General features: G+C 72.3%; 22 protein-coding genes. 11 read left to right on the forward strand and 11 right to left on the reverse strand.

Annotated elements, in window-relative coordinates; genetic code table 11:
* Positions 1 to 13: 13 nt before the first annotated feature.
* Together AB0230_RS14160 and AB0230_RS14165 are read right to left on the reverse strand one after the other, a co-directional pair.
* Entirely contained in the window at positions 14 to 946 is a 933-nt protein-coding gene (locus AB0230_RS14160) for an alpha-E domain-containing protein (protein WP_315994419.1), read from the reverse strand.
* Positions 940 to 2,751: a circularly permuted type 2 ATP-grasp protein gene (locus AB0230_RS14165; RefSeq protein WP_363389055.1), complete on the reverse strand. Its 1,812-nt coding sequence runs from the start codon at positions 2,749 to 2,751 to the stop codon at positions 940 to 942. The genes AB0230_RS14160 and AB0230_RS14165 overlap by 7 nt, the downstream gene beginning before the upstream one ends.
* A 118-nt stretch (positions 2,752 to 2,869) precedes the next feature.
* On the opposite strand from AB0230_RS14165, the gene AB0230_RS14170 reads away from it, so the two are divergent.
* Positions 2,870 to 4,093 (forward strand): carbamoyl-phosphate synthase large subunit, encoded by a 1,224-nt coding sequence (locus AB0230_RS14170; protein ID WP_366376389.1) that lies wholly within the window; start codon positions 2,870 to 2,872, stop codon positions 4,091 to 4,093.
* 93 nt (positions 4,094 to 4,186) lie between these two features.
* On the opposite strand, the gene AB0230_RS14175 is transcribed toward AB0230_RS14170, so the two are convergent.
* The 5 genes from AB0230_RS14175 to AB0230_RS14195 all read right to left on the reverse strand — a co-directional run bounded on the left by AB0230_RS14175 (position 4,187) and on the right by AB0230_RS14195 (position 9,863).
* Positions 4,187 to 5,362 carry a zinc-dependent alcohol dehydrogenase gene (locus tag AB0230_RS14175; protein WP_366376391.1) on the reverse strand — a complete coding sequence of 392 codons (1,176 nt, stop codon included), beginning with the start codon at positions 5,360 to 5,362 and terminating at the stop codon, positions 4,187 to 4,189.
* A gap of 86 nt (positions 5,363 to 5,448) precedes the next feature.
* Positions 5,449 to 6,168, reverse strand: a complete 720-nt coding sequence (locus tag AB0230_RS14180; RefSeq protein WP_366376393.1) for a glycosyltransferase — start codon at positions 6,166 to 6,168, stop codon at positions 5,449 to 5,451.
* Positions 6,165 to 7,559 carry a bifunctional PIG-L family deacetylase/class I SAM-dependent methyltransferase gene (locus AB0230_RS14185; RefSeq protein WP_366376395.1) on the reverse strand — a complete coding sequence of 465 codons (1,395 nt, stop codon included), beginning with the start codon at positions 7,557 to 7,559 and terminating at the stop codon, positions 6,165 to 6,167. The genes AB0230_RS14180 and AB0230_RS14185 overlap by 4 nt, the downstream gene beginning before the upstream one ends.
* Positions 7,556 to 8,602 carry an acyl-CoA dehydrogenase gene (locus AB0230_RS14190; protein WP_363576966.1) on the reverse strand — a complete coding sequence of 349 codons (1,047 nt, stop codon included), beginning with the start codon at positions 8,600 to 8,602 and terminating at the stop codon, positions 7,556 to 7,558. Before AB0230_RS14190 ends, AB0230_RS14185 begins: the two co-directional genes overlap by 4 nt.
* A gap of 91 nt (positions 8,603 to 8,693) precedes the next feature.
* Complete coding sequence (locus AB0230_RS14195) at positions 8,694 to 9,863, reverse strand: alpha/beta fold hydrolase (protein ID WP_366376397.1); 1,170 nt, start codon at positions 9,861 to 9,863, stop codon at positions 8,694 to 8,696.
* A gap of 118 nt (positions 9,864 to 9,981) precedes the next feature.
* Between AB0230_RS14195 and AB0230_RS14200 the strand changes: the two genes are divergently transcribed.
* Positions 9,982 to 11,532 (forward strand): molybdopterin-dependent oxidoreductase, encoded by a 1,551-nt coding sequence (locus AB0230_RS14200; protein ID WP_366376399.1) that lies wholly within the window; start codon positions 9,982 to 9,984, stop codon positions 11,530 to 11,532.
* An 85-nt stretch (positions 11,533 to 11,617) separates the two neighbouring features.
* Here AB0230_RS14200 and rocD read toward each other — a convergent pair whose 3' ends face one another.
* The 3 genes from rocD to AB0230_RS14215 form a co-directional block, all read right to left on the reverse strand.
* A complete protein-coding gene (rocD, locus tag AB0230_RS14205; protein WP_315994410.1) occupies positions 11,618 to 12,835 on the reverse strand; it encodes an ornithine--oxo-acid transaminase in 1,218 nt (405 codons plus the stop codon).
* Positions 12,832 to 13,710, reverse strand: coding sequence for a dimethylargininase (ddaH, locus tag AB0230_RS14210; protein ID WP_363576971.1), 879 nt, complete (start codon positions 13,708 to 13,710; stop codon positions 12,832 to 12,834). Before ddaH ends, rocD begins: the two co-directional genes overlap by 4 nt.
* Positions 13,711 to 13,965: 255 nt before the next feature.
* Positions 13,966 to 14,925, reverse strand: coding sequence for a sugar kinase (locus tag AB0230_RS14215; protein WP_366376402.1), 960 nt, complete (start codon positions 14,923 to 14,925; stop codon positions 13,966 to 13,968).
* Positions 14,926 to 15,127: 202 nt separating this feature from the next.
* Between AB0230_RS14215 and AB0230_RS14220 the strand changes: the two genes are divergently transcribed.
* The 9 genes from AB0230_RS14220 to AB0230_RS14260 are packed head-to-tail and all read left to right on the forward strand — an operon-like array spanning position 15,128 to position 24,419.
* On the forward strand, positions 15,128 to 16,144 hold the full coding sequence (locus AB0230_RS14220; RefSeq protein WP_315994407.1) for a sugar ABC transporter substrate-binding protein: 1,017 nt from the start codon (positions 15,128 to 15,130) through the stop codon (positions 16,142 to 16,144).
* A complete protein-coding gene (locus AB0230_RS14225; RefSeq protein WP_366376404.1) occupies positions 16,141 to 17,685 on the forward strand; it encodes a sugar ABC transporter ATP-binding protein in 1,545 nt (514 codons plus the stop codon). Before AB0230_RS14220 ends, AB0230_RS14225 begins: the two co-directional genes overlap by 4 nt.
* Positions 17,686 to 17,734: 49 nt before the next feature.
* Entirely contained in the window at positions 17,735 to 18,736 is a 1,002-nt protein-coding gene (locus AB0230_RS14230) for an ABC transporter permease (RefSeq protein WP_363389027.1), read from the forward strand.
* Positions 18,733 to 19,848, forward strand: coding sequence for an ABC transporter permease (locus AB0230_RS14235; protein ID WP_366376406.1), 1,116 nt, complete (start codon positions 18,733 to 18,735; stop codon positions 19,846 to 19,848). Before AB0230_RS14230 ends, AB0230_RS14235 begins: the two co-directional genes overlap by 4 nt.
* The gene (locus AB0230_RS14240; protein ID WP_315994403.1) at positions 19,845 to 21,482 is read left to right on the forward strand and encodes an FGGY-family carbohydrate kinase; all 1,638 of its coding nucleotides are present in this window, start codon (positions 19,845 to 19,847) and stop codon (positions 21,480 to 21,482) included. The genes AB0230_RS14235 and AB0230_RS14240 overlap by 4 nt, the downstream gene beginning before the upstream one ends.
* The gene (locus AB0230_RS14245) at positions 21,479 to 22,459 is read left to right on the forward strand and encodes an NAD(P)-dependent oxidoreductase (protein WP_366376408.1); all 981 of its coding nucleotides are present in this window, start codon (positions 21,479 to 21,481) and stop codon (positions 22,457 to 22,459) included. Before AB0230_RS14240 ends, AB0230_RS14245 begins: the two co-directional genes overlap by 4 nt.
* Positions 22,456 to 23,160: an acireductone synthase gene (gene mtnC, locus AB0230_RS14250; RefSeq protein WP_315994401.1), complete on the forward strand. Its 705-nt coding sequence runs from the start codon at positions 22,456 to 22,458 to the stop codon at positions 23,158 to 23,160. The genes AB0230_RS14245 and mtnC overlap by 4 nt, the downstream gene beginning before the upstream one ends.
* Complete coding sequence (gene mtnB / locus AB0230_RS14255) at positions 23,157 to 23,792, forward strand: methylthioribulose 1-phosphate dehydratase (protein WP_366376410.1); 636 nt, start codon at positions 23,157 to 23,159, stop codon at positions 23,790 to 23,792. Before mtnC ends, mtnB begins: the two co-directional genes overlap by 4 nt.
* A gap of 45 nt (positions 23,793 to 23,837) precedes the next feature.
* Entirely contained in the window at positions 23,838 to 24,419 is a 582-nt protein-coding gene (locus AB0230_RS14260; protein ID WP_315994399.1) for a cupin, read from the forward strand.
* A 194-nt stretch (positions 24,420 to 24,613) separates the two neighbouring features.
* Here AB0230_RS14260 and AB0230_RS14265 read toward each other — a convergent pair whose 3' ends face one another.
* Positions 24,614 to 26,125 (reverse strand): alpha-L-arabinofuranosidase C-terminal domain-containing protein, encoded by a 1,512-nt coding sequence (locus AB0230_RS14265; RefSeq protein ID WP_366376412.1) that lies wholly within the window; start codon positions 26,123 to 26,125, stop codon positions 24,614 to 24,616.
* Positions 26,126 to 26,135: the final 10 nt, after the last annotated feature.

Consider the following 26,135-nt stretch of genomic DNA (forward strand, 5'->3'; position numbering starts at 1 on the left):
GTCATGGCATCCATCATGAGATCTCCCCGATCCAGCTCGGCTCGGCCTGCGTCGGGAAGAACCGCGAGCGGATCGCCTCCGACGCCTCGCGCGTGACCGTCTGCACGCGCTGCATGTGCTCCGGCAGGTCGGTGAGCACGTCGCTGACCGGCCGGTACTCGAGGTCGTTGCGGATCTGACCGAGGGCCCGCAGCACGGTGTTGGAGTGCCCGACACGGTCGGCGCGCGGGTCGATCGCGCTCATGCAGTCCTCGGCCCGCTGGATCGAGTAGATGATCGAGCGCGGGAACAGGCGGTCGAGCAGCAGGAACTCCGCCGCGTTGCGGGCGCTCGGCATGCCTCGATAGGTGCGCAGGTAGGCCTCGTAGGCGCCGCACGACCGAAGGATCGTGGTCCACGACGGCCCCGACACCTCGGTGAGCGACCGGGTCGCGAGCAGGCGGGCCGTCATGTCGGTGCGCTCGATGCTGCGGCCGAGGGTGAAGAACTGCCACGCCTCGTCGCGGTTGGTGGACGAGTCGACGATGCCGATCGCCAGGGCGGCGCGTTCGCGCACCCACTGGAAGAACTCGTGCACCTTGTCGGTCTGCAGCCGCCGCGGCATCCGCGAATTCGTGGTGTTGAGGATCTCCCACAGCTCGGTCGAGACGATCTCGCGCGCGCGGCGGGCGTTCTCGCGGGCCGCGGTGAGCGAGTAGGCGATGCTCGACGGGTTCATGCGGTCGACCGCGAGGCGGGCCAGCACGTCGTCGCGGCGCACCGAGTCGACGTTCTCGGGCCAGGCCGAGCCCATCACGCTCAACAGCGACCGGCACGCGGTGTCCTCGTCGATCCAGGGATCCTCGAGCAGCAGCTGCAGGTGCACGTCGAGGATGCGCGCGGTGCCGTCGCTGCGCTCGATGTAGCGCCCGATCCAGAACAGGCTCTCCGCGATGCGGCTCAGCATGATCCCCGCTCCCCTCCGTCACCAGCGGGCGCGGCCGAGCGCACAGAGGACCCTGGGCGCACCGAGCACCCTGAGCGTGTCGAGGGGTCCGGTACCCCCTCGCGCGCCTGCTGCTGCTGCTCCGCCTGCGGGCCGTGCTGCACCCCGGCATCCTGCTGCTGCTGTTCCTGCTGCTCCTTGCCGGAGCCCGGGCGCGGGTCGCGCGGGGAGGTGGTGGGCGCGGGCTGACCGTCGTAGATGATCGGGATCGCCTCGGTCACCGCCGCCTGGTCGGCGACGAGACCCGAGACGCCGTTGCCCTGGCCGTACTCGACGTGAGACGGCGCGGATCCGCCGACCACCCACGTGTCCTTCGAGCCACCGCCCTGGCTCGAGTTGACCACGAGCTGACCCTCGGGGAGGGCCACGCGGGTCAGGCCGCCGGGCAGCACCCAGATGTCGTCGCCGTCGTTGACGGCGAAGGGACGCAGGTCGGCGTGCCGCGGTCGCATCCCGTCCTCCACCAGCGTCGGGATGGTCGAGAGCATGACGACCGGCTGCGCGATCCAGCCGCGGGGATCGGCGAGCAGGCGTTTGCGCAGCGCGTCGAGCTCGGCCGGCGAGGCGTCGGGGCCCACGACGAGCCCCTTGCCGCCGGAGCCGTCGACCGGCTTGACGACGAGCTCGGGCAGGCGATCGAGCACCTCTTCGAGCGCGCCCGGGTCTTCGAGCCGCCAGGTGTCGACGTTCTTGAGGATCGGCTCCTCCGCGAGGTAGTAGCGGATGAGATCCGGCACGTACGTGTAGAGCAGCTTGTCGTCGGCGACGCCGTTGCCCACGGCATTGGCGATGGTGACATTGCCCAGGCGCGCCGCGAGCATGAGGCCGGGGGCGCCGAGCATCGAGTCGGCGCGGAACTGCAGCGGGTCGAGGAAGTCGTCGTCGACGCGGCGGTAGATGACGTCGACGCGCTGCGGTCCGCGCGTGGTGCGCATGAAGACCTTGCCGCCGATGCACAGCAGGTCGCGTCCCTCGACGAGCTCGACGCCCATCAGACGCGCGAGCAGCGTGTGCTCGAAGTACGCCGAGTTGTAGACACCCGGGGTGAGCACGACGATGTTCGGGTCGTCGATCCCGGGCGGGGCCGACGCCTTGAGCGCGGCGAGGAGCTTGTTGGGGTAGTCGCCGACGGGGCGGACGCGCATCGACACGAACAGCTCGGGCAGCGTCTGCGCCATGACCCGACGGTTCGAGATGACGTACGAGACACCCGAGGGCACGCGCACGTTGTCTTCGAGCACGCGCATCTCGCCGTGCTCGTCGCGGATGAGGTCGATGCCCGACACCTGGATGCGCACGCCGTTGGCACTGCGGATGCCGGCGGCCTGGCGGTAGAAGTACTGCGACGACGAGATGAGACCCGCGGGCAGGATGCCGTCGCGCACGCAGTGCTGATTGCCGTAGGCGTCGTCGAGGAAGGCCTCGAGGGCGCGCACCCGCTGCTTCACGCCCGCCTCGATGCGCGACCACTCGTCGTAGGCGATGACCCGGGGCACGGCATCCAGGGGGAAGGGCCGCTCCTCGCCCGCGAAGTCGAACGTGACGCCCTGCGCCAGGTACGAGCTCGCCAGAGACTCGGTGCGGCCGCGCAGCTCCTCCTGGGTCATCTGCGCGAGCGTCTGGTAGAGCTCCCGGTACGCCTCGCGAGAGGGGGCGGCGTCTCCGGGCGAGGCCGGGACGCCGAACATCTCGTCGTACGCCGGGATGCCGGATGCGGTCTTGCGCGGCGCCAGCGTGGAGCCGTAACCGTCGAACAGGTCACCCATGCTGAGACTCTACTCAGCACCGTGTTGCGGGAACGTTTCCCCCACACCTCTCCCACGTCCGCACAGCCGATGGATAGAGTGACGCCCACCGTCCGCCGCAACGACCAGGGGTGCCTCCATGCGCGTGCTCGTCACCAGTTCCCGTAACACCTTCGCCCTCGACCTGATCCGCAAGCTCGGCAGCGTCGGGCACACGGTGTTCGCAAGCGACACCTACGACGGCGCCGTGGGCAACCACTCGCGCTTCCTCTCCGGACACCTCGCCACCCCGTCGCCGCGGTTCGAGACCGACGCCTTCATCGCCGCGGTGAGCGACTACGTCGAGAAGCACGACATCGACGTGATCATCCCCACGTTCGAGGAGGTCTTCTACCTCGCCGCCCGCGTGGCCGACCTTCCCGCGCGCGTGCGCCTGTACGCCGGCAGTTTCGCCGATCTGGCGCGCCTGCACGACAAGGCGAGCTTCCAGCGCCTGGCTCAGGATGCCGGGGTGCCCATCCCCGAGACGGTGGTCGTCATCTCGCCCGAGGAGCTGCGCGAGGCGATCGCCTCGTTCCCGCGCTACTTCGCCCGCGCGGCGTTCTCGCGCGGCGGCGTCGGCCTGCTGACCAACACCGGTCCGCTCGCGGGCAAGATCCCGGTCGACGAGTGCGTCCCCACGCCCGAGCAGCCGTGGCTCGTGCAGCCCTTCGTCGATGGACCGATGGTGTGCACCTACAGCGTCGTCGTCGACGGCAAGGTCCAGGCGCACACCACGTACAAGGCCGCCGAGCAGTGGGCGCATTCCACCGCGATCGCGTTCATCGCCGTCGACAGCACCGACACGCTCCGCTACACGCAGCAGCTCGTCGACACCCTCGACCCGGGCTTCACCGGACAGATCTCGTTCGACTTCGTCGACCACGGCAGCGCCGCGGCCCCCGACTACAAGATCATCGAGTGCAACCCGCGGCCGACGAACGGCGTCATCCTGCTCGAGGCCGACGACGTGTCGAAGGCCATCCAGGGCGAGCTCGCCGAGCCGGTCGTGGCCGTGCCCGGCACGGAGCGGCAGATCACCCTCGCCGTGCTCGCCGACGCGTTCACGGAGCCGCTGAAGCACCTGCCGAAGACGCTGCACGACCTGCTGCACGTCCGTGACGTGGGCGCGGGGTGGTGGGACGACGCCGCGATGCTGTGGAGTCCCGCGACCATCGTGCACGGCGCCAAGATCTCGCACGGCGATCGCAAGGAGATCCTCGCGGCCCTCGGCGACGACATCGTGTGGAACGGCGAGCCGATCGAGGGGATGACCCCGGCGGACGCCGAGGCGCTCGAGGCGGTGCACGCCGGTCGGGTCTGACCCTCCGGCATCCGCGATACGTACACGCGAGTCGGGAATCGTCGCTTCCGGTGCGTTCAGGGCGACAGATCCTGGCGACTCGCGCGCCCGGGATCAGGGGCGGAGCACCACCTTGATGCAGCCGTCCTCCTTCTTCTGGAACGTCTCGTAGAGACCGGGAGCGTCCTCCAGCGGGGCGTGGTGGGTGACCAGATCCATCACGCCGAGGGGGTCGGCGGAGTCCTCGACGAGCGGCAGCAGGTCATCGATCCAGCGCTTGACGTTGCACTGGCCCATGCGCAGGTTCAGCTGCTTGTCGAACATCGTCTTCATGGGCAGGATGTCGGCCTCGCCGGCGTACACCCCGCTCAGCGACACCGTGCCGCCGCGGCGCACCAGGTCGATCGAGGCGTAGACCGCGGCGAGGCGGTCGAGGCCGGCCTTGTCCATGAGCTTCTGCGCGAGGGCGTCGGGGAGCAGCCCGACGGCGTTCTGCGCGAGCTTGACGCCGCCGTTGCCGTGGGCCTCCATGCCGACGGCATCCACCACGCCGTCCGCCCCGCGTCCCTCGGTGAGGTCGATGAGCTCGTCGACGACGGTGTCGGTCAGGTCGTAGGTCAGGATGCCGTGGCGCTCGGCCATCGCGCGGCGCTCCGGCTCGGGCTCGATCGCGAGCACCCGGTAGCCCAGATGCACGCCGATGCGTGCGGCGAACTGCCCCACCGGGCCGAGACCCATCACCGCGAGCGTGCCGCCCTCGGGGACGTTCGCGTACTTCACGCCCTGCCAGGCGGTGGGCACGATGTCGCTGAGGAACAGGTAGCGGTCGTCGGGCAGGTCGTCGCCGACGCGGATGTGGTTGTAGTCGGCCAGCGGCACGCGCAGGTACTCGGCCTGACCGCCGGGGACCTGCCCGTAGAGCTTGGTGTAGCCGAAGAGCGCCGCGCCGCTGCCGTACTCGCGCACCTGCGTGGTCTCGCACTGCGACTGCAGACCGCGGCGGCACATGAAGCAGTGCCCGCACGAGATGTTGAAGGGGACGACGATGCGGTCGCCGACCGCGAGGTTCGTCACGGCCGAGCCGACCTCGACGACGACGCCCATGGGCTCGTGGCCGAGCACGTCTCCCTTGTCGATGAAGGGGCCGAAGAGCTCGTAGAGGTGCAGGTCGGAGCCGCAGATCGCCGTGGAGGTGATCTTCACGATCGCGTCGGTCGGCTCGAGGATCTCGGGGTCGGGGACCTCCTCGACGCTCACGTTGCGGGTGCCCTGCCAGGTCAGTGCCTTCATGATGATGCCTCTCGTTCCGGGGGACGGCCAGTCTGCAGCGAGACCGGAAGACCGCCGAGGTGGTTGACGAACCCCCGCCTCGTGGGTCAGGCGCCGGTCTCGGCCAGTGGTGGGGAGTCCACCCACGCGTGCACGCGGCGCAGGAACGCGGCGTATCCCGCCGGGGTGCGTCCCGTGAACCGCCCCGACGTCTCGACCTCGTGGGTGTCGCTCGCGCGCACCGTCGCCCCGATGGCCCGCACCGCGCGGACCAGGGCGACGTCCTCGTGCTCGGCCAGATCGGGGATCCCGCCGGCCCGCGCATAGACGCTCGCGCGCACGCCGAGGTTGGCGCCGTGCACGTTGCCGGCGGGTTCACCGCGCCGGTGCGTCGCACGCCAGTACGCCGCATGCCGCGCGCTGAGATCGGCGAAGTCGGGACGCACCGTGCCCAGGATGAGATCGACACCGGCATCCATCAGCTCGAGCTGGTGCGTGATCCAGTCGCGGGGCACCGTGGTATCGGCATCCGTCATCGCGATCCAGGTGTGCGCCGGGTCGCTCCCGAGAAGGCTCAGAGCCCGCTCGACGCCGAGGCGGCGGGCGGTGCCCACGCGCCGCGCCGTGAGCTCGACCGCCTCGATCCCGCGGCGCCGCACCTGCGCCGCCGTGGTGTCGGTGCAGGCGTCCAGGGCGACCACGACCACCGCCGACAGCCCGAAGTCCCGCTCGCGCGCGTGCGCCACCGCCCGCTCGACCGAGGCCAGGCACCGACCGATCAGCGCCTCCTCGTCGTGGGCCGGGATGACCACCGCCAGCGCCGTCACGCGAGCAGGCCCGCCTCGGCCGCGACCGATCGGGCACCCGCTCGCCCGAACACCTCGAGCAGGAAGTCCTCTTCCTCGTGCCGCACGAGGCGCACGAGGTCGGGTCGGGCGCCGATCGCGGCGTGCACCTCGTCGCCGCTCCGCGGGTATTCGGCGACCGGATGCCGCCAGTGGCAGGCGACGAGGTGCCCGTCGGCGCTCAGCGTCGACACGGCCGCCGCGAGCCCCCGCTCGAGGTCGTCGCCCGCCCAGTAGTACGCCACCTCCGACAGCACGATGAGCTCGAACGCCCCCTCCGGCCAGTCGGCGGGCAGCGTCGCTCTCCGCAGCTCGACGTTCCGACGGTCGGCGAGGCGCGCGCGAGCGCGCTCGAGCGCAGCGGAGGCGAGGTCGACGGCGATGACGCGGTCCGCGCGATCGGCGAGCTCGGCGGTGAGCGCGCCCGTCGCGCAGCCGGCCTCGAACACCGCCCGGTAGCGCCGGCGCGGAAGTGCCGCGAGCAGCGCTGCGCGCTTGCGGTGCTCGTACCAGCGCGAATCGAACCCCCACGGATCGTCGTGGCGTGCGTACATGTCGTCGAAGTAGTCCTGCCCGACGGAGGGCGCGGCGGGCATCGCCACCGCGTCCCGCGCGGTCGGTTCCGCGACGGGCTCCGGGGCGAAGAACACCTCGCCGTCGCGCTCGAAGTGCGCGCGCATGCCCGCGTGCACCATCGGCTCGTCGCCGGGCGCGGGCGACAACGCCTGGAGCTGACTCGCGTGCGTGTCGAGGGCGCGGGTCTTGGCATCCCGAGCCGCCGCGTCGAGGGCGAGGCGCTCCGCGCGCTCCCACGGCACGTCGTCGACGCCGCCCCAGTGCCAGAGCCAGATCGGGAAGGAGCGCGAACGCACCCCGCGCGCCGCGCACACGTCCTCCACGATCTCGCCGACCACCCGGTGGTCGCGGTGTCCGTCCCCGCGCCACGGCGAGAGCACGAGCACCCGGTCGGAGGGCTCACGGTCGACCGCGCGCAGCACCGCCGCGGCGATGGCGTCGCGGTGGTCGTCGGTGCCGCCGTCGGGGAGTCCGAGGAACACCGGCTCGCTCTCGATCCCCACGATCGACGCGGCCTCCCGCAGTTCGCGGCGGCGGGCCAGGGCGAGGGTCGCGGGGCTGTGCGTGGGCGAGTCGGGGTGCGACCCCTCGCCGTCGGTCACGACGAGGAGGTCGACCGGGATGCCGCGGGCGGCGGCCGTCGCGATCACGCCGGCGGCGCCGAGGGTCTCGTCGTCGGGATGCGCGGCCACGACGATGAGCCGGTCAACGTCGAGGGCGAGCGCCGGGAGCTCGCGCCGCAGGGCGGGGCTCCACACGCTCTCGGCGGTCCCCGGATCGCGGTGGTCGAAGCTCACCACCCTCCGTCCCCCGCGGCGACGTCGGACCCGATGCGGGCGAGGTCCCGCTCGGCGTGATGCTGACGCACGTACACCTGGAGGTCGGCCACCCGCCGGGCGTGCGCCTCGTCGGCGACGAGCGGCGCCGGTCCGAGGGCGTGCGCGGCCGCGGCGATCGTCTGCTCGACGGCGTCGACGACGACCGTGCGCGCGCGGGTGGCGCGCAGACCCGGGGATGCCGACCCGCCGCCGTCGAACACCGTCGCCGTCTCCACCAGGACGGCGCGCGCCGCCCACAGGGCCGCATCGGCGCGTCCCAGGTGCACGCGCGAGAGCTGATCGGCCCGCTCCCCCGCGGCGGCCGCGGCGAGCGCGTCGCGCAGGGGCATCGCCCCGCCCCACCAGCACGCCGCGACACCGACCCCGCCGTGCGCGAATCCGGGTCGGCGCAGGTACCAGCCCGGATCGCCGACGGGGACGGCGATCGCGCCGTCGACGTCGATCGGGGCGCTCACGACCCGGTCGAGGCCCCGGGCGTGCCACGGTCCCGAGCGCGCCGACACGGCCGGGCCGCGCAGGTCGAGCGCGAAGAGCTGCCGGTGGTCGTCGTCGACCCAGGCCGTGACGAGCGCGTGGTCGAGGTCGGCGGCAAGGGAGCACCAGGGCTTCGTCCCGTGCAGGGTCCAGGTGCCGGCATCCCGTCGCGCCTCGAGGCGCGCGCCCGGCCCCTCGGCCGCGAAGACCCCCCACGAACCGTCCGTTTCGGTGTCGAGCACGATCCCGTCGGCGGCCGCCTCGTCGAGGATGGCGAGGGCATCGAGATGCGGCTCGAGCATGCGGGCCGCGGCGACGTCGCGGGCGGCGACCCCGGCGAGCAGCTCCCAGGTCGCCGCGAGCGACCGCGGCCGGGGGACCCCGGTCGCCCAGGCGAGCGTGGCGGCGAGATCGGTGCCGAGGGTCTCCACGGCATCCGCCCGCTCGAGAGCCTCACGGACGCCGTCGAGATCGACCGCGCCGGGCGCGAGGAGCAGGGGGAAGCGGGGATGGTCGCCGTCTGTCACCGACCCACCCTCGGCGCGGGGAACGTTTCACGACAGAGCCTTGACACCGACCCGCCGACGGACAGCGGATGCCGCTCGTCGGCGCCGCGGCTCAGCGGCGGCGGAGCACGCGGCGGCGGACCAGGGCGTCCAGCCGCGCGATCTGCACGAGAAGCGACGGGAACGACGCCGACACACCGGTGCGCGGCAGCCGGTCGAGCGCCGGCTCATCGCCGGGGAGAGCCGCCTGCTGCCCGCGCACGAGCCGCCGGATGGCGTTCAGGAGTGCCATCGGATGGGTGTCGAGGGCGCTGTGACCGTTGTGGAGGCGCACGAGGGTGGCATCCGGAGCCGACGCGACCACCCGCTCGGCGATCGCGGCCGGGGTGCGCAGGTCGCGATCGCCTGAGAGCACGACGAGCGGCCAGTCGAACCCGCGCACGGCCTCGAGCAGGTCGTACGGCTCTCCCGCGAAGGCGGGGTAGCGCGAGGCGAGGGGCAGGTAGGTGCGCACCGGGTCCAGCGGATGCCCGTCGAGGGTGCCCCCGTAGCCCAACTCGCGGAAGGCGATCGTGCCCACGAGGTCGAACTCGTAGATGCGCGGGATGTCGGCGATCTCCGCGTCGCGCGTGGCGTAGGCGGTCAGCGCCCGCCACGCGAGACCGGGCTCGTGACGCACGAGCGGGTGGACGAGGTCGGTCCCGCCGAGCTCGTACGCGGCGCGGACGACGTCGAGCACGATGCGCTCCGAGACCCCCGCCGTCACGAGACGCCGCACCCCGCGGGCCATGTCGTCGTCGGCATCCCAGAACAATCCTCGAACGGCAGCGCGCTCGATGTCGATGTCGTGGGCCGACTGCAGAGCGGAGTCGAGCAGCATCGACGCGACCCGTTCCGGATGCCGCGCCCCGAACGCCATCGCGAGGTAGCTGCCGTAGGAGGAGCCGACGATCACCGCCCGATCGACGCCCTCCGCGTCGAGCACCGCCGCGACGTCGTCGAGCACGGCGGTGATGCGCATCGCCGCGGGAGGGAGCGGGCGGGCGTCGAGGTCGCGGCGGGAGCGCCCGATGCCGCGGTGCTCGATCATGATCACATCGAGCCCGCCGCCGGCCGCCCGTCGCCGCAGGCCGCGGTACGGCAGGACCGACGCCAGTCCCGGGCCCCCGGGGACGATCACGACAGGGGTCGCGCCGCGCGGTCCCGTCCGTACGTACGCCAGGTCGAAGGCGGGCGTGCCCTCGGCCGCCGGGCGCCGGACGTGCCGCAGGCTCTCACGCATGGGGGAACGCTACCGCTGCGGAGCGTGGGTGGGCCCGGATGCGCGCGGACGGTTCCGGTTGGCTGTGAGTTCCGCCCCCGGCGGCACCGGCGCGGTCGGCGCTCCCTAGGCTCCGAAGGTGACCCCCGCTCCCTCCCGCCTGCGCGATCTCCCGGCCGTCGTCGCGGGGATCGCCGCGACCGTGCTCGGGGCGGGTCTCGGCGAGCTCGCCGCGGCGCTCGTCGCCCCTTCCGCGAGTCCCTTCGCGGTCATCGGGGGCGCGATGATCGATCTCGCCCCCGCGTGGGCGAAGGACCTGGCCATCGACCTGTTCGGCACGGGCGACAAGGCCGCGCTGCTGGTCGGCATCGCCGTCCTGCTGCTGGTGGTCGCCGGGGTGGCCGGCGCGCTCGAGAACCGTCGTCCGCCGTGGGGCCGGGTGGTGCTCGCGGGTCTCGGCGCGCTCGGCGCCGTCGTGTCGCTGACGCGCGCCGATGCGGGGCTGCTGTCTCCGGTGCCGTCGCTCATCGCGGGAGCGGGGGCGGCGGTCGTGGGCGCCCTGCTGGTCGGCCGCCTCCGTCGTCCGCCCCGGCGGCCCGTCGCCGATCCGCGCGCGGACGAGGGGGTCACCCGTCGCGGCGTGCTCGCCCTCTCGGGCGTCGCCGTCATGGCCGGCGCCCTCGCCGCCTTCGGTTCGGTGGCGCTGAGCGGCGGCGCGCGGGCGATCAGCGCCGTGCGTTCCGCCCTGCGCCTGCCGCAGCCCGCGACCACGACCACGGTTCCGGATGCCGCCGACCTCGGCATCGACGGCCTCTCCCCCGTCATCACGCCGTCGGCGGACTTCTACCGCATCGACACCGCCCTCGTCGTGCCCCAGGTCGATCCCGCGACCTGGACGCTGCGCGTGCACGGCCTCGTCGAGCAGGAGGTGGTGCTGCGCTGGGACGACCTCGTCGCCCTCCCCCAGAAGGAGACCGTGGCCACCCTGGTCTGCGTCTCGAACGAGGTCGGCGGCTCTCTCATCGGCACCGCGCGGTGGCTCGGCGTGCCGATCCGCGACATCCTCGCGCGGGCGAAGCCGACCGCCGAGGCCGACATGGTTCTCTCGCGCTCCGTCGACGGGTTCACGGCATCCAGTCCCCTGGAGGCGCTCACCGACGACCGCGACGCGCTGCTCGCGATCGGCATGAGCGGCGAACCGCTGCCGATCGAGCACGGCTTCCCGGTGCGCATGGTCGTGCCAGGACTCTACGGCTACGTCTCCGCGACGAAATGGGTGAGCGAGCTCGAGGTCACGCGCTTCGACCGCGCCGAGGGGTACTGGACCCCGCGCGGATGGTCGGAGCGCGGACCGGTGAAGCTGCAGTCGCGCATCGACGTCCCCCGCGCGGGTGCACGCGTGGAGCCCGGCTCGACCGTCATCGCCGGGGTCGCCTGGCACAACCACGTCGGCGTCGCCGGTGTCGAGGTGCAGGTCGACGACGGCCCGTGGCAGCCGGCGACGCTGGCGACGGCCATCTCCGCCGACACGTGGGTGCAGTGGAGCCTGCCGTGGGAGGCGACGAGCGGCCTGCACACCGCGCGCTGCCGCGCCATCTCGGCCGACGGCAGCACGCAGACGTCCGACCAGGCCCCTCCCGCCCCCGACGGCGCGACCGGCTGGGACGAGGCGACGATCTCGGTCGCGTGACGCTCACGCGCGAGATTCCGGGATTCGTCGCCGGAGCGGACTCCGAAGAGACGAAATCCGACACCTCACGCGAGAGCGGGTGCGGTCAGGCCGCCAGCACGTGCTTGAGCTGCTCGACGGCCCAATCGAGTTCGGTCGCGCGGATCGTGAGCGGCGGCGCGATGCGGATCGTCTGGCCGTGCGTGTCCTTCACCAGGACGCCGCGGGCCAGCAACTTCTCCGCGATCTCGCGACCGGTGCCCACGGCGGGGTCGATGTCGACACCGGCCCACAGCCCCGCGATGCGCACGGCCGTGACGCCCTGGCCCACGAGCGTCCGCAGGTTCTGCTCGAGGTGCGCGCCCAGCGCCTTCGCGCGGGTCTGGAACTCCCCGGATGCCAGCATCTCGACCACGCGCAAGCCGACGGCCGCGGCCAGCGGATTTCCGCCGAACGTCGAGCCGTGTTCGCCGGGACGGATGACGCCGAGGACGTCCTCGTTCGCGACGACCGCAGACACCGGCAGGATGCCGCCGCCCAGCGCCTTTCCGAGGAGGTACACGTCGGGCACGACGCCCTCTCGGTCGCACGCGAACGTCTCTCCGACGCGGCCGAGACCCGACTGGATCTCGTCGGCGATGAAGAGCACGTCGTTCTCCGTGCAGATCTCGCGCACGCGACGGAGGAAGCCTTCCGGCGGGACGACGACGCCGGCCTCGCCCTGGATGGGCTCGAGGAGCACCGCGGCTGTGTTCTCGTCGATCGCGGCGGCGATGGCATCCGCGTCTCCGTAGGGCACGTGCACGAAACCGGGCGCGTACGGGCCGAAGTCGTCGTGCGCGGTGGGGTCGTCGCTGAAACCGACGATCGTCGTGGTGCGACCGTGGAAGTTGCCGGTGGCGACGATGATGGTCGCGGCGTCCGCGGCGATGCCCTTCGTGCGGTAGCCCCAGGCGCGCGCCACCTTGATGCCGGTCTCGACGGCCTCGGCTCCGGTGTTCATCGGCAGGACCAGGTCTTTGCCGCACAACTGCGCGAGCGCCGTGGCGAAGGGGCCGAGCTTGTCGTTGTGGAACGCGCGGCTCGTGAGCGTCAGCCGGTCGAGCTGCTCGCGGGCGGCGGCGAGGATCGCCGGGTGTCCGTGGCCGAAGTTCAGCGCGGAGTACGCCGACAGCAGGTCGAGGTAGCGCTTGCCCTCGACGTCCGTGACCCAGACGCCCTCGGCGCGCGCGGCGACGACCGGCAGCGGGTGGTAGTTGTGTGCGAGATGCGCCCCCTCGGCGGCGATGAGCTGCGCGCCGAGGTCGTCGACGGCGGTGCTCATCGGGTGCCCCCGCGCAGTTCGAGCGTGCAGCACTTGATCCCGCCGCCGCCGAGCAGCAGCTCGGACAGATCCACGAGCACGGGCGTGTACCCGCGCTCGCGCAGCTGCGCCTCGAAGCCCTTCGCGCGCGGCGAGATGATGACGTTCTTCCCGTCGCTGGCGGAGTTGAGACCGAACACCGAGCCGTCGGCATCCGAGACCCGGATGGCGTCGGGGAAGCGCTCGCGCAGGATCGCCTGGCTGTGCTCGTCGAAGGCGTTCGGCAGGTACGCGATGTTCGCCTTGTCGACGCCGCCGGGGCCCTCGACCGGGTCGAGCACGGCGAGCGCGGTGTCGAGGTGATAGAACCGCGGGTCGGTGAGTGTCAGCGACACGACCTCGCGCGAGAACACCTCGCCGACCTCGCGGTGGCTGTCGCCCGTCGAACGGAAGCCGGTGCCCGCGAGGATCGTGTCGCCGACGAGCAGGAAGTCGCCCTCGCCCTCGTTGACCTCGACGGGCTCGGCGACCTCGAAGCCGTTGGCGGCGAACCACTCGATGAACGCGGGCGCCTCGGCGGCCCGCTCGCGGAAGCGGAACTTGGGGCCGTACGCGACCCCGTCGATGACGAACCCGCCGTTGGCCGTGTAGACCATGTCGGGCAGCCCCTCGAGCGGGTCGATCAGGTCGATCTCGTGACCGAGCTCGATGTAGGTGTCGTAGAGCGCCTGCCACTGCTGCACGGCGAGATCCGTGTCGGTGGGACGCGAGGGCTCCATCCACGGGTTGATGCTGTAGCTCACCGTGAAGTGCGAGGGCTTGCACATGAGGTACCGGCGGTGCTGCTGGACGCGCTCGGTCGTCGCCTCGGTGGCGGTGGCGGGGGTAGCGGACATCTCTGCTCCTCGGAGGAAAGGTGCGGCGGACGCTGTCCTGGGGCTCGGTGGCCCTTCGACCCGGAGGCGCCGCTCGAATCGCTGCGGCGCCGTGCGGGGAAAGGTCGGTCCGAGCACGCCGTGGTCATTGTCTCACGAGGCCGGCGCGCAGCCCCGGCGACTTCGCCGATGCGCGGCCGACACGCGGCATCCCTCCCCTCGGATCGAGGTTGCGCCTGGTCGACGCGCACTCGAGGGACGACACCGGATGCCGACTCACACGGCCCCGCGGACGCCCTCCGCCCGCAGCCGGGCGACGTCGGCCGCCGAGCGGATCCCTGCATCGGAGCCCAGGCCGGTGGCGACGAGGCTCCCGCAGGCGAGACCGCGCTGCGCGGCTTCCCCGACGCCCGCGCCGTCCAGGAGACCCCAGATGAATCCCGCGCTGAACGCGTCGCCGCACCCGGTCGTGTCGACGACGTCGACGGCATATGCCGCAAAGCGCATATCGCGTTCCTCACGCGTGCTGATGCTCACCCCCGCGGCGCCACGGGTGACGACGAGCGTCTGCACGCCCGCGTCCAGATAGAACGCGATGGCTTCGTCGAGCGCCTGCGTCCCGGCGAACGACAGGGCGTCCTCCTCGCTCGGGAACAGATAGTCGACGAACGGCAGGCACGGGAGTACCGCGTCGCGATCGCCCGCACCCCCGGTCGGGATGAAATCCATCGTCGTCACGATCCCGGCCTCGCGTGCACGACGCAGCAGGTCGACGCTCGGCGGTCCGTCGATCCCCGGGAGCAGGCAGGAGCCGCCCAGGTGGAGGACGGCGACGCCGTCGAGAGCGAGGGAGGCGAGGTCCTCGGGTCGGATCGCGGCGTTCGAGCCGATGACGTGCAGCGCAGGGCGGCTTCCGTCGCGTCGGATCGGCAGCATCGTCGCCGAGGTGGGACGCTCGGGCCGGACGGCGAGCCCGGTGACGTCGACGCCCTCCGCGGCCATCGTCGACCGCAGGAACACGCCCAGCGCATCGTCGCCGACGGCGCCGACGGTCGCGACGGCGACGCCCAGGCGCGCGAGATCGACGGCGGTGGCCGCCGCGGTCCCGGCGACGGTGAGGCGGATCTCGTCGAGCAGAGCGAGCCCCTGTCCGGGCGGGATGGCCTCGACGTAGCGGCCGAGGACGTCGGCGACGTGGAGTCCGACGGTGACGACGCGAGCGGCAGGCTGGGGCATGGGTCTCCTCGGGTGGGCGAACGGGCGAAGCCTACTGAGGGGCACATCGGTGACGGCTTCATTTCACCGTGTGACGCCCGAGTCGAACGCCGTGATGACCCCTCCCTACGATTCGAGAGACCGCTGCCCGGCGGTCCCCACACAGCATCCGCGGCGACGCGCGCACCGACGCGAGCGCCCACCGGCCCCACAGGAGCCCACCGTGAGAAAGTCCCTCTTCGCCCTCCCGGCGCTCGTCGTCGCGGCGGGCCTCGCCCTCGCCGGGTGCACCACCGTCTCCTCGGGAGGCGACGCCGCCCCGAACGGCGACGGCGTCGATCCGAACCAGCCGCTCGCGGGGAAGACGATCGGCATCGCCGTCGTCGGCACGCAGCACTTCTGGGACCGCGAGGCCTTCCAAGGCGCGGTGGACGAGGTCACCAAGCTCGGCGGCACGCCGCTGACCACCGACGGCAACCGCGACAACACCCTGCACGCGCAGAACCACGACATCTTCCTCGCGCAGAACGTCGACGCCGTCATCACGATCCTCGGCGACGCGTCGGTCGACCCCAAGCTCCAGCAGCTGCACGACGCCGGAATCCCGGTCTTCGGGGTGGACCACGCCTCGGAGTACGCGGTGAACAACGCCCAGTCCGACAACCAGGTCGGCGGCACGGCCCTGGGCAAGATCACCGGTGAGGCCCTCGGCGGAGAGGGCAACATCGCCGTCTTCAACGCCTTCGGCTCGAGCCTGTCGTTCTGCGGAGAGCGCTACGACGCGTGGAAGAACGAGCTGTCGACGAACTATCCGAACATCACGCTGATCGAGCCCGAGCTCGCGGAGCAGTTCGCCAACGCCCCGGACGACGCGCGTCAGCAGACGCTCGCGCTGCTGGAGAAGTACCCGGTCGGCACGATCCAGGACATCCACGTCGCGTGCTGGGACCAGCCCGCGATCGGTGTCGTGCAGGCGATCGAGGACTCGGGCCGCACCGACGTCAAGGTCACGGCCTTCGACGCCGGCCCCGACACCCTCGAGATCATGAGCGAGCCCAACAGCCCGTTCGTGGGCAACATCGCGCAGCTGCCGCGCAAGATCGCGACGATCTCGGCCGACAACGTCGGCAAGTACTTCCTCGGCGAGGAGGTCGAGAAGGTCAGCTACGTCGACACCATCCCGGTCGCCGGCCCCGACGAGGCGAAGAAGGTCTCGAAGGAGCTGGGCTACACCCAGTGACCATCAGCTCCTCCCCCCTCGTGACGCCGGTCCTGCAGATGACCGGCGTCACGAAGGCGTTCGCGGGCGTCCCGGCTCTCCGGGGCGCCTCGATCGACGTGCGTCCGGGCGAGGTGCACGGCCTGGTCGGCGAGAACGGCGCGGGCAAGTCCACACTCATCAAGATCCTCGCCGGGATCTACGAGCGCGACGGCGGCGCGGTGGCGATCGACGGTGCGGATGCCGGGCGTCTCACGTCCGCCGACGCGCACGCCGCCGGCATCCGCTTCGTGCATCAGGAGCTCCAGCTCGTCCCCGACATGACGGTGGCCGAGAACATCTGGCTCGGCAACGAGCAGAGCGCGCGCGGGCTGCTGCGGGCTCGAGCGATGAAGGCCCGCGTCGCCGAGGTGCTCCACGAGGTGCTGGGCATCCGCCTCTCGCCCGCTCGACTCGTGCGCGACCTCGGCCCCGCCGAGCGCAAACTGGTGCAGGTCGCTCGCGCGCTCGTGGACGACGACGCGCGCCTCATCGTCTTCGACGAGCCCACCGCCCCTCTCGCCAGCGCGGAGGCGGAGCAGCTGCTCGGGATCATCGGGCGCCTGCGCGACCGCGGCATCTCGAGCCTGTACATCTCGCACTACCTCGGCGAGGTCACCCGCATCTGCGACCGCGTGACGGTGCTCCGCGGCGGGCTCGACGTCGGACGCATCGACGCGATGGGCCCCGACAGCGGCCGCGAGATGATCCGCCTGATGATCGGGCGCGAGATCGACGACCTCTATCCCGCCCGTCGCCCCGCCGTCACCGCCGAGCCGGTCCTTCGCGCCCGTGGCCTGCGCGTCGGGTCTGCCGTGCACGGCGTCGACCTCGATGTGCGCCCCGGAGAGATCCTCGGGGTCACGGGACTGCTCGGCTCGGGGGCGTCGGAACTGGCCGAGGCCCTGGTCGGCCTCCACCGTCACACCGGCGACCTCTCGCTCGACGCGCGCCGGTTCCGGCCGTCGAGCCCCGCCGCAGCTCTCGAGGCGGGCGTGGTGCTCGTTCCGCGCGATCGCCGCCACGACGGTGTCGTGCTCGACTTCTCGACGCAGCGCAACCTCACGCTCTCGACCCTCGCCGAGGCGACCCGGGCGGGGCTGCTCGATGACGCCGCGTCCCGGTCTCGCGCCGCCGAGCTGGCCGATCGTCTCGACATCCGGCCGCGTGACACCAGCGTGCAGACGCGCCTGCTGAGCGGGGGTAACCAGCAGAAGGTCGTGCTGGGCCGCAGCCTCGCCGCGGGTGCCCGCGTGATCGTGCTCGACGAGCCCACCGTGGGCGTCGACATCGGCGCGAAGCAGGAGATCTACCGCCTGCTGTCCGAGCTCGCGGAATCCGGGACCGCGGTGGTGGTCGTCTCGACCGACCCGGCCGAGGTCCTCGGCCTGAGCGACCGCGTCGTCGTCCTCGAGCGCGGGCGCGTGGCACACGAGGTGACGACGGAGGGGCTCACCCTCGCGCATCTCAGTGCCCTCGTCACCGGAAGCACGAACGAGCGAGCGGAGGGGGATGCCGCGTGAACGCCCTCATCACCGGAAGCGGTGCCCGACCGAGCGAAGGACGTGCCGCGTGAGCGCAGCGACCATCGAGCGCCCCGCCCTCGTCCCGCGCGTGCGCAGCCTGCTGGCCCGCCGCGGCCCACTGCTGGTCGTGCTGGCGATGACCGTGTACCTCGCCGTCACGGCGAAGGGCTTCCTCGGCGTCGCCAACGTGACGGCGAGCCTCACGCAGGCGGCCCCCGTGGCCCTCGTGGCGATGGGTCTCGCCATCGTCGTGATCGGGGGCGGCGACGACGTCGTGGTCGGCGGCATCGATCTGTCGATCCCCGCGACCGCGGCGCTCGCCACCGCGATCGTGAGCGATCAGCTGACCACCTTCGGCACCCCGTTCGCTGTCGCCTTCGCCCTCGGCATCCTGGTCACCACGGCGTTCGGCCTGCTCAACGCCGTCCTGGTCGGGTGGGTGGGGCTGTCGTCGATCCTCGCGACGCTCGCCGTCTACGTCGCCGTCGTCGGCATCACGCGCGTGGTCAGCGGCAATCGCCGCATCGATGTGGCCGATCCCCTCGTCGTGGCGGTGCGCGACACGCGCGTCGCGGGCATCCCCCTGGCCGCGGTGCTCATGCTCCTCGTCGCCGCCGTGCTCGTCTTCGTCATGGCGCGCACGCCGTACGGCCTCCGTCTGCAGGCCGTCGGCGGGAATCGGGATGCCGCGACCTTCGCCGGCATCCCAACCCGGCGCTACATCATGTCGACGTTCGTCATCGCGGGCGCGGTCGCCGGCCTCAGCTCCCTGCTGCTCATCGCGCGGGGCTCCGGCAGCAGCCCCGGGATCGACGAGCGGCTCATGGTCGACATGGTGCTCGCGACGTTCCTGGGCGCCGCCTTCACGCGGCGCGGCACGGTCACCGTCTTCGGCTCCGTGCTGGGCGCGCTGTTCGTCGCCCTCCTGTCGAACGGCCTGATCCTGTCGCGCGTCGCGAACGCGTGGGTCGACGGCTTCAAGGGCGTGCTGATCCTGCTCGTGGTGGCCGCCGCCGCCGCCCGGAAGAACGAGGAGGCCCGCGCGTGAGCATCCCCGCGCCCCGCCCGCGGTGGTCCGGCGTCGCCGGCTCCGCAGCGGCGACCGTCACCCGTTACGGCTTCGTCGCCGCCTTCGCGCTGCTGATCGTGTTCTTCTCGGTCGCGAGCGACGCGTTCCTTCGTCCCAGCAATCTGCTCAACGTGCTCGACGGCGTCGCCATCCTGGTGCTCGTGGCCCTCGCCCTCACCGTGGTGGTGTCCTCCGGCGGCATCGACCTGTCGGCCGCCGTGGCCGTCGACTTCGGCGCGTGGTTCGCGATCGTGTCGATGATGTCGTTCGGGATGCCGTGGCCGGTGGCCGTCCTGCTCGGTCTGCTCGGCGGGGCGCTCATCGGCGCACTGAACGCGTTCCTCATCGTGGGACTCGGCGTCACGCCCTTCCTCGCGACCCTCGGCACGTTCTTCATCGGCCGCAGCGCCCAGCAGATCGGCACGAACGGCGGCGCCAGCGTCAGCTTCCGCGCCGCGCCCGAGGGTTTCACCTTCCTCGGCTCGGGGGATGTGCTGGGGATCGGCGTGCCGGTGATCATCGCCGCGATCGCCGCGGTGGGGATCGGCATTCTGCTCCACCGCACGCCGGCGGGCGTGCGCATCCAGGCGATGGGCCTGCAGGATCGCGCGGCCGTCGTCGCGGGACTGCGCACCCGACGGATCCGCGTGCTGGTGTACGTCGGCGCCGGCGTGCTGTGCGCGGCGGGCGGCATCCTGCTCAGCGCGTCGTTGCGGCTGTACACCCCGCTCGCGGGGTTCAGCTACCTGCTCGACGCCATCGCCGCGGTGTTCATCGGCGCGTCGATGCACCCGCGCTCGCGCCCGAACGTGCCCGGCACGGTCGTGGGGGTGCTGTTCCTCGGCGTGCTGGCGAACGGGCTGGACCTGCTCGGTCTCGACTTCAACGTCAAGGCGGCGGTGCAGGGCGTGGTACTGCTGGTCGCGCTCGTGCTGGCCTACACCGTCGCGCAGCGCGCGCGGGCGGCCGCCGAGCGCAAGCCCGCGGCGAGGCGCCCGCACGGCGCCCCCGCAGAAGAGGTCGCGCCGGCCGGAGCCGCGACGGCGACGCGTCCGAGGCTCGGCGACACCACTCCGGGAGGCGGGGCATGACCCCCGCCGTGCTCGGCATCGACGCCGGCACCACGGCGGTCAAGGCCGTGCTGTACTCGCTCGAGGGGGAGACCCTCGCCGCCGGGCACCGCTCGGTCGCCGTCGTGCGCACCGCCGACGGCGGGGCCGAGAGCGACATCGACCTGGTGTGGGAGGCCGTGGTCGGCGCCGTCCGGCAGGCTCTCTCACAGGCCCGCAGCGCGGGCCCCGATGTCGTCGCCGTCGGCGTGACCGGCCAGGGCGACGGCGCGTGGCTCGTCGATGCCGAGGGTCGTCCCGTGCGTCCGGCAGCGCTGTGGCTCGACGGTCGAGGCGCCGACCGGGTCACGGCGTGGCAGCACGACGGACGGGATGCCGCGGTCGTCTCCGCGACCGGATCGGCGAGCTTCCCGGGCACCCTTCCGGTGCTGCTCGACGTCTTCGCCGATACCGAGCCGGACGTGCTCGCCCGTGCCGCGCACCACCTCAACTGCAAAGACGCCGTGCGCCAGCGCCTCACCGGCGAGATCGCGACAGACCCCTCCGAGGCGTCGCGCACCTACCTCGACCCCGCCACCCTGGCCTACTCCGACGACATGATCGACGCGCTCGGCCACCGCCGCTTCGCGCATCTGCTCGCTCCCGTCCGCGCCCCGCACGAGCGCGGCGGCGCCCTCACCGCGTCCGCCGCCGACGAACTCGGGCTGCGCGCCGGCGTCCCCGTCGCGGTCGGGCTCGTCGACTCCGCCGCGTGCCCCGTGGGTCTCGGCGCCCTCTCCGATCAGGACGGCTGGGTCGTGCTCGGCACGACCGCCACGGTGGCCGTCAACCGCGTCGACCGGGCGGCTGCCGACAGCGGCATCGGCATCCTCATCCCCACCGGGCGCGGCACCCAGGTGCTCGAGGCCCTGTCGTCGATGGTCGGCACGCCCAATCTCGACTGGGCGCGCGACACGCTGGGCCTGTCCGACCGCGGGTGGAGTGAGCTCGAGCGTCTCGCGCGCACCGCGCCCGACGGCAGCGGCGGCGTCGTGTATCTCCCGTACGGCTCGCCGAGCGGCGAGCGCGCACCGTTCGTGGATGCCGCGGCTTCGGCATCCTGGGTCGGGACCACTGTCGCGACCACCCCCGCACAGCTGCTGCGGAGCGTCTTCGAGGGACTCGCCTTCTCGGTCGCCGAGTGCCTCGATCTCCTCGACGCGGGAGATCGCGTCCCCGTGTGCGGCGGCGGCGCGCGCAGCGACCTGATGTGCCAGCTGCTGGCCGACGTGTCGCAGCGGACGATCGTCCGCACCGCCGACCCCGAGGTCGGGGCGCGCGGAGCGGCGACGCTCGCGGTGGTCGCGGCGGGCCTGGCCCCCGACCTCGAGGCGGCGGTGCGGGTGTTCCCCGTCGGCAGCGTCGAATTCGCACCTCGCGCGTCGCCCGCCCTCTCGGCGGCGCGCGATGTGTTCGCACGGGTACGCGCGGCACTGCGCCCGGAGTGGCCGGCCCTGCGGGCGCTCGCGCGAACGGCCGCGAACGCCGACGGAGTCGGAGCGCCGACGCCCGATGAGTCCCTCATCGCCGCGGAGCGCGTCGACGCCGCAGCCCCCGCTGCCCACCTCGACGCCACCGTCGTCGACGTCCCCGCCCCCGAGAGGACCCCCGCGTGACCCGCATCGTCATCACCGCCCCCTTCGATCCACGTATCGCCGCCGACCTGCCGGGCGACGTCGCCACGGCATCCGAGGCCGAGACGGGGCAGTCGCTCGGAGCGCGCGCGGCCGCCGACCCCGTCTTCGCCGAGATCCTCGCCGAGGCCGACGTCGTCATCGCCGAGCTCGACCGCATCGACGAGGCGGCGCTGACTGCGGCCCCGCGTCTGTCGCTGGTCGTCGCCTGCCGCGCCAACCCCGCCAACGTCGACCTGGCCGCCTGCGCCGCCCGCGGGGTCGAGGTGCGCACCACTCCGGGTCGCAACGCCGATGTCACCGCCGATTTCACCCTCGCGCTGCTGCTCGCGACCGTGCGTCATGTGCCCGCCGCCTCGGCGTGGCTGCGCGAAGGCAACTGGAGTGCGGACGACGTGTTCGAGCCCTACGCGCGGTTCCGCGGCATCGGCCTGTCGGGGCGGCAGCTGGGCGTCGTGGGCGGCGGTGCGGTCGGACGACGCGTGGTGCGCCGCGCGCAGGGCTTCGGCATGCGCATCGCCGTCTACGACCCCTTCCTCGCCCCGGGCGCCCTCGGTGACGACGTGGCGCACCTCGACCTCGACGACCTGCTCTCCTCGAGCGACATCGTCACGCTGCATGTGCCGCTCACCCCGGAGACGACCGGGCTGATCGGCGCGCGCGAGCTCGCCGTCCTCCGCCCCGACGCGTACCTCGTCAACGCCGGGCGCGCGGCCCTCGTCGACCGCGACGCGCTGCTCGAGGTGCTCCGCGAGCGGCGCATCGCCGGTGCCGGCTTCGACGTGTTCCACGACGAGCCGCCGGCCGGCGACGACGAGCTGCTGCGCCTGCCGAACGTCACGCTGACGCCGCACATCGCCGGAGCCTCCGACGACGTGGTCGTCGAGCACTCCCGCCTCGCCGCGGCCGCCGTGGCATCCTTCCTCTCCCCCGCCCCCGAAAGAGAGAACTCCCAGTGACCATCTCCGCCACCGCCGACGTCGTCGTGCTCGACATCGAGGGCACCACCTCGGCCGCCGGCTTCATCCTCGGCGACCTCTACGACTACGCCCGCCCGCGCCTCGACGAGGTGCTCGGCCGCGATGACGACACCGTGCGCGACGCCCGCGCCGACGCGATCTCCGAGACGGGCCTGGATGCCGATGCCTCCGACGCCGAGATCGCGGAGGCGCTGCGCGGCCTCATGGCGCAGGACGTCAAGTCGACCCCGCTCAAGACCCTGCAGGGCATCATCTGGGCCGAGGGATTCGCCGCGGGCGAGATCCACTCCCAGTTCTTCGACGACGTGCCCCCGCGTCTTCACGCGTGGCACGAGGCCGGGATCCGCCTCGCCGTGTACTCCTCCGGCTCCGTCGCCTCGCAGGTGCCGTGGTTCCGCCACGCGCCGCAAGGAGATCTGACCCCGCTCGTCGAGGACTTCTTCGACACCGTCAAGGCCGGCCCGAAGAAGGAGAGCGCGTCATTTGATATCATCGCCGCCGCCCTCGGCGTCGCCCCCGAACGCGCCCTCTTCCTCACCGACCACCCCGACGAGGTCTCGGCCGCCCTCGCGGCCGGCTGGCAGGTGATCGCCCTCGACCGCGCGGGCGAGCCGTGGGCCGGGGCCGACTTCGCCGCGCCCGCCGTGGCATCCTTCGACGAGATCGAGGTGACCCGATGACCGCGCTCCCCTCCCTCGACCGCGTCCGCGAGGCCGGTGCCGCCCTCGCCGCCGAAGCCTCCCGCTTCTCGGGATACGGCTGGATGCGCGGCACCTCGGGCAACCTCTCCGTGGTCGTCGAGCGCGAGCCGCTCGTGCTGGCCGTCACCGCCTCGGGCCTCGACAAGTCGCTGCTCACCGACGCCGACGTCGTGCTCATCGACGCCGACGGCCGGGCGATCGACCCCGACGACCTTCGTCCCCCGTCGGCCGAATCCGGGCTGCACGCCCATATCGCCGCGCGCACCGGAGCGAACGCGGTGTTCCACGTGCACGCGTTCGACGCGGTCGTCGCCGGGCACCGCTGGCCGGGCGGCGTGGAGATCCGCGACATGGAGATGCTCAAGGGCATCGGCCACCTCGCCGACGACGAGACCGTGACGATCCCCGTCATCCGCAACCACCAGGACATGAGCGTCGAAGCCGGCTGGTTCGACGAGGTGTACCGCCCCGCCACCCCCGAGGTGCCCGAGGTGCCCGCGCTCATCGTGGCGAATCACGGCATGTACGCCTGGGGCAGCGACGTGGCCGCGGCGCGTCGCCACCTCGAGATCACCGAGTGGCTGCTGCGCTTCGCCGTCGCGACGCGCTGAGCCCGGCATCCACCCCACCGAGAACACCCCACGAAAGGAGCGGCCATGACCCTGCTGACCGTCTGGAAAGAGACCGACCCGAGCACACCCGTCCTCGAGACCACCGACGAGGCCGAGATCCGCGACGCCCTCGCCGGACTCGGCGCCCGCTTCTCGCGCTGGGAGGTCAAGGACGTCGGCCCCGGCGCCTCGCAGGACGAGGTGCTCGCCCTGTACGCCGACGAGATCGGAGAGGTCAAGGAGCGCGAGGGGTACACCCTCGTCGACGTCGTCGCCCTCGACCCCGCGCAGGCCGACTACGACGACCTCAAGACGCCGTTCCGTGAGAAGTTCCTTTCGGAGCACGCGCACGACGACGACGAGGACCGCTACTTCGCCAAGGGGGCGGGCGTGTTCTACCTGCACGCGAACGAGAAGGTGCACGCGGTGTACTGCGAGGCGGGCGACCTCATCTCGGTGCCGGCGAACACCACGCACTGGTTCGACATGGGCACCTCCCCCCACTACGTCAGCGTGCGCTTCTTCCACGACGACGACGGTTGGGTCGGCCACTTCACCGGCAGCCCGATCGCCGAGTCGTTCGCGACGTTCGATCAGCTCGCGGAGCGCCGCGCGCAGCTGGCCTGACGCCGCCGGAACGCCCGTCCTCGCCGGCATCCGGGATGCCGCGGGGTGGGCGTTCCGCGTGTCACCGCGGTGAGCGACGCGCCAGGCCCGTCCGCCGCGTGCACCTCGGTGATGCGCACACCCTCAGCCGCTTCCCTCTCGAGACGGCTGAGTTCGTGCGGATCGCTGAGATCGTGAGCGTGGGTCTGTGCCGGTCATCCCCGCCGCAGCGACAACGCGGCCCACGCGATGGGCGGGAGCGTGACGTGCAGGATGCCGTCCGTCAAGCGTGTCTCGAGCGTCCGGGGCTGTACGCGCTCGGGGTCGTCGAGGGTGTTGCTCGCGTACGGGTCGTCGTCGTGCAGCACGTGCGCCTCGACGATCTCGACGTCTCCGAGACCTGCCACGTCGATCCGGAGCTCGACCGCGTCGCCGCGCCCGCGGTGGACGAGGAAGAGGGCGCTCTCCCCGGTCTCCGCGTCGTGGGTGGCCACGGCATCCACCGCGGGCACGGTGCCGTATTTCGCGGTCTCGATCGTCGGCGCCTCGACCTGCGGGCGGAGCACCTCTCCCCGCGCGAGCCGCGACGTGATCGCGAAGGGGAAGAACGTCGTCTGCCGCCAGGACGCGCCGCCGGGCTCCGTCATGATCGGCGCGATGACGTTGACGAGCTGGGCCAGGGAGGCGGATGCCACGCGGTCGGCGTGCGCGAGCAACGAGATCATGAGGCTGCCGAAGACCACCGCATCCAGGGCCGAGTAGACGTCCTCGAGCAGGCGCGGGGCGACGGGCCAGTCGTCGATCGCGGTCGGCTTCACGGACTCGACGCGGTCCATGTACCAGATGTTCCACTCGTCGAAGGAGATGTCGATCTTCTTCGCGCTGCCCCGCACGGCGCCGACGTGGTCGGCGGTGGCGACGACGGCGTCGATGAAGCGGTCCATGTCGACCGCCGAGGCGAGGAAGGAGTCGATGTCGCCGTCGTGCTCCTGGTAGTACGCGTGGCACGAGATCATGTCGACGTCGTCGTAGGTGTGGGTCAGCACCTCGCGTTCCCAATCTCCGAACGTCGGCATCTGGGCGCCCGACGATCCGCACACGACGAGTTCGATCGACGGGTCGAGCTGTCGCATGCCCTTCGCTGTCCGGGCCGCGATCTTGCCGTAGTCGTCGGCGGAGCGGTGGCCGAGCTGCCACGGGCCGTCCATCTCGTTGCCCAGGCACCACACGCGCACGTCGAACGGGGACTCGCGGCCGTTGTCGATGCGCTGCTGCGACAGAGCCGTGCCGCCGGGGAGGTTGGCGTACTCGAGCAGGTCGATCGCCTCGAGCGTGCCCCGCGTGCCGAGGTTGACGGCGAGCATGAGCTCGCTGCCGGCCTTGTCGAGCCAATCGGCGAACTCGTGCAAGCCGACCTCGTTCGTCTCGGTCGAGTGCCACGCGAGGTCGAGGCGGCGTGGGCGCCGGTCTCGCGGTCCGACGCTGTCCTCCCAGCGGAAGCCCGAGACGAAGTTGCCGCCGGGGTAGCGGATCATCGTCACCCCGAGCTCGCGCACGAGCTCCAGGACGTCCCGACGGAAGCCCTGCTCGTCGGCCTCGGGGTGGCCGGGCTCGTGGATGCCGTCGTAGACGTGGCGGCCGAGGTGCTCGACGAACCCCCCGAACAGCCGGCGGCGCACGGGGCCGATCGGGAAACGGGGGTCGACGGTGAGTCGGGCAGCGGTCATCGGTGCTCCT

It is taken from the genome of Microbacterium sp. NPDC089190 (genome assembly GCF_040701795.1).
In the GTDB taxonomy this organism is placed as follows: Bacteria; Actinomycetota; Actinomycetes; order Actinomycetales; family Microbacteriaceae; genus Microbacterium; species Microbacterium galbum.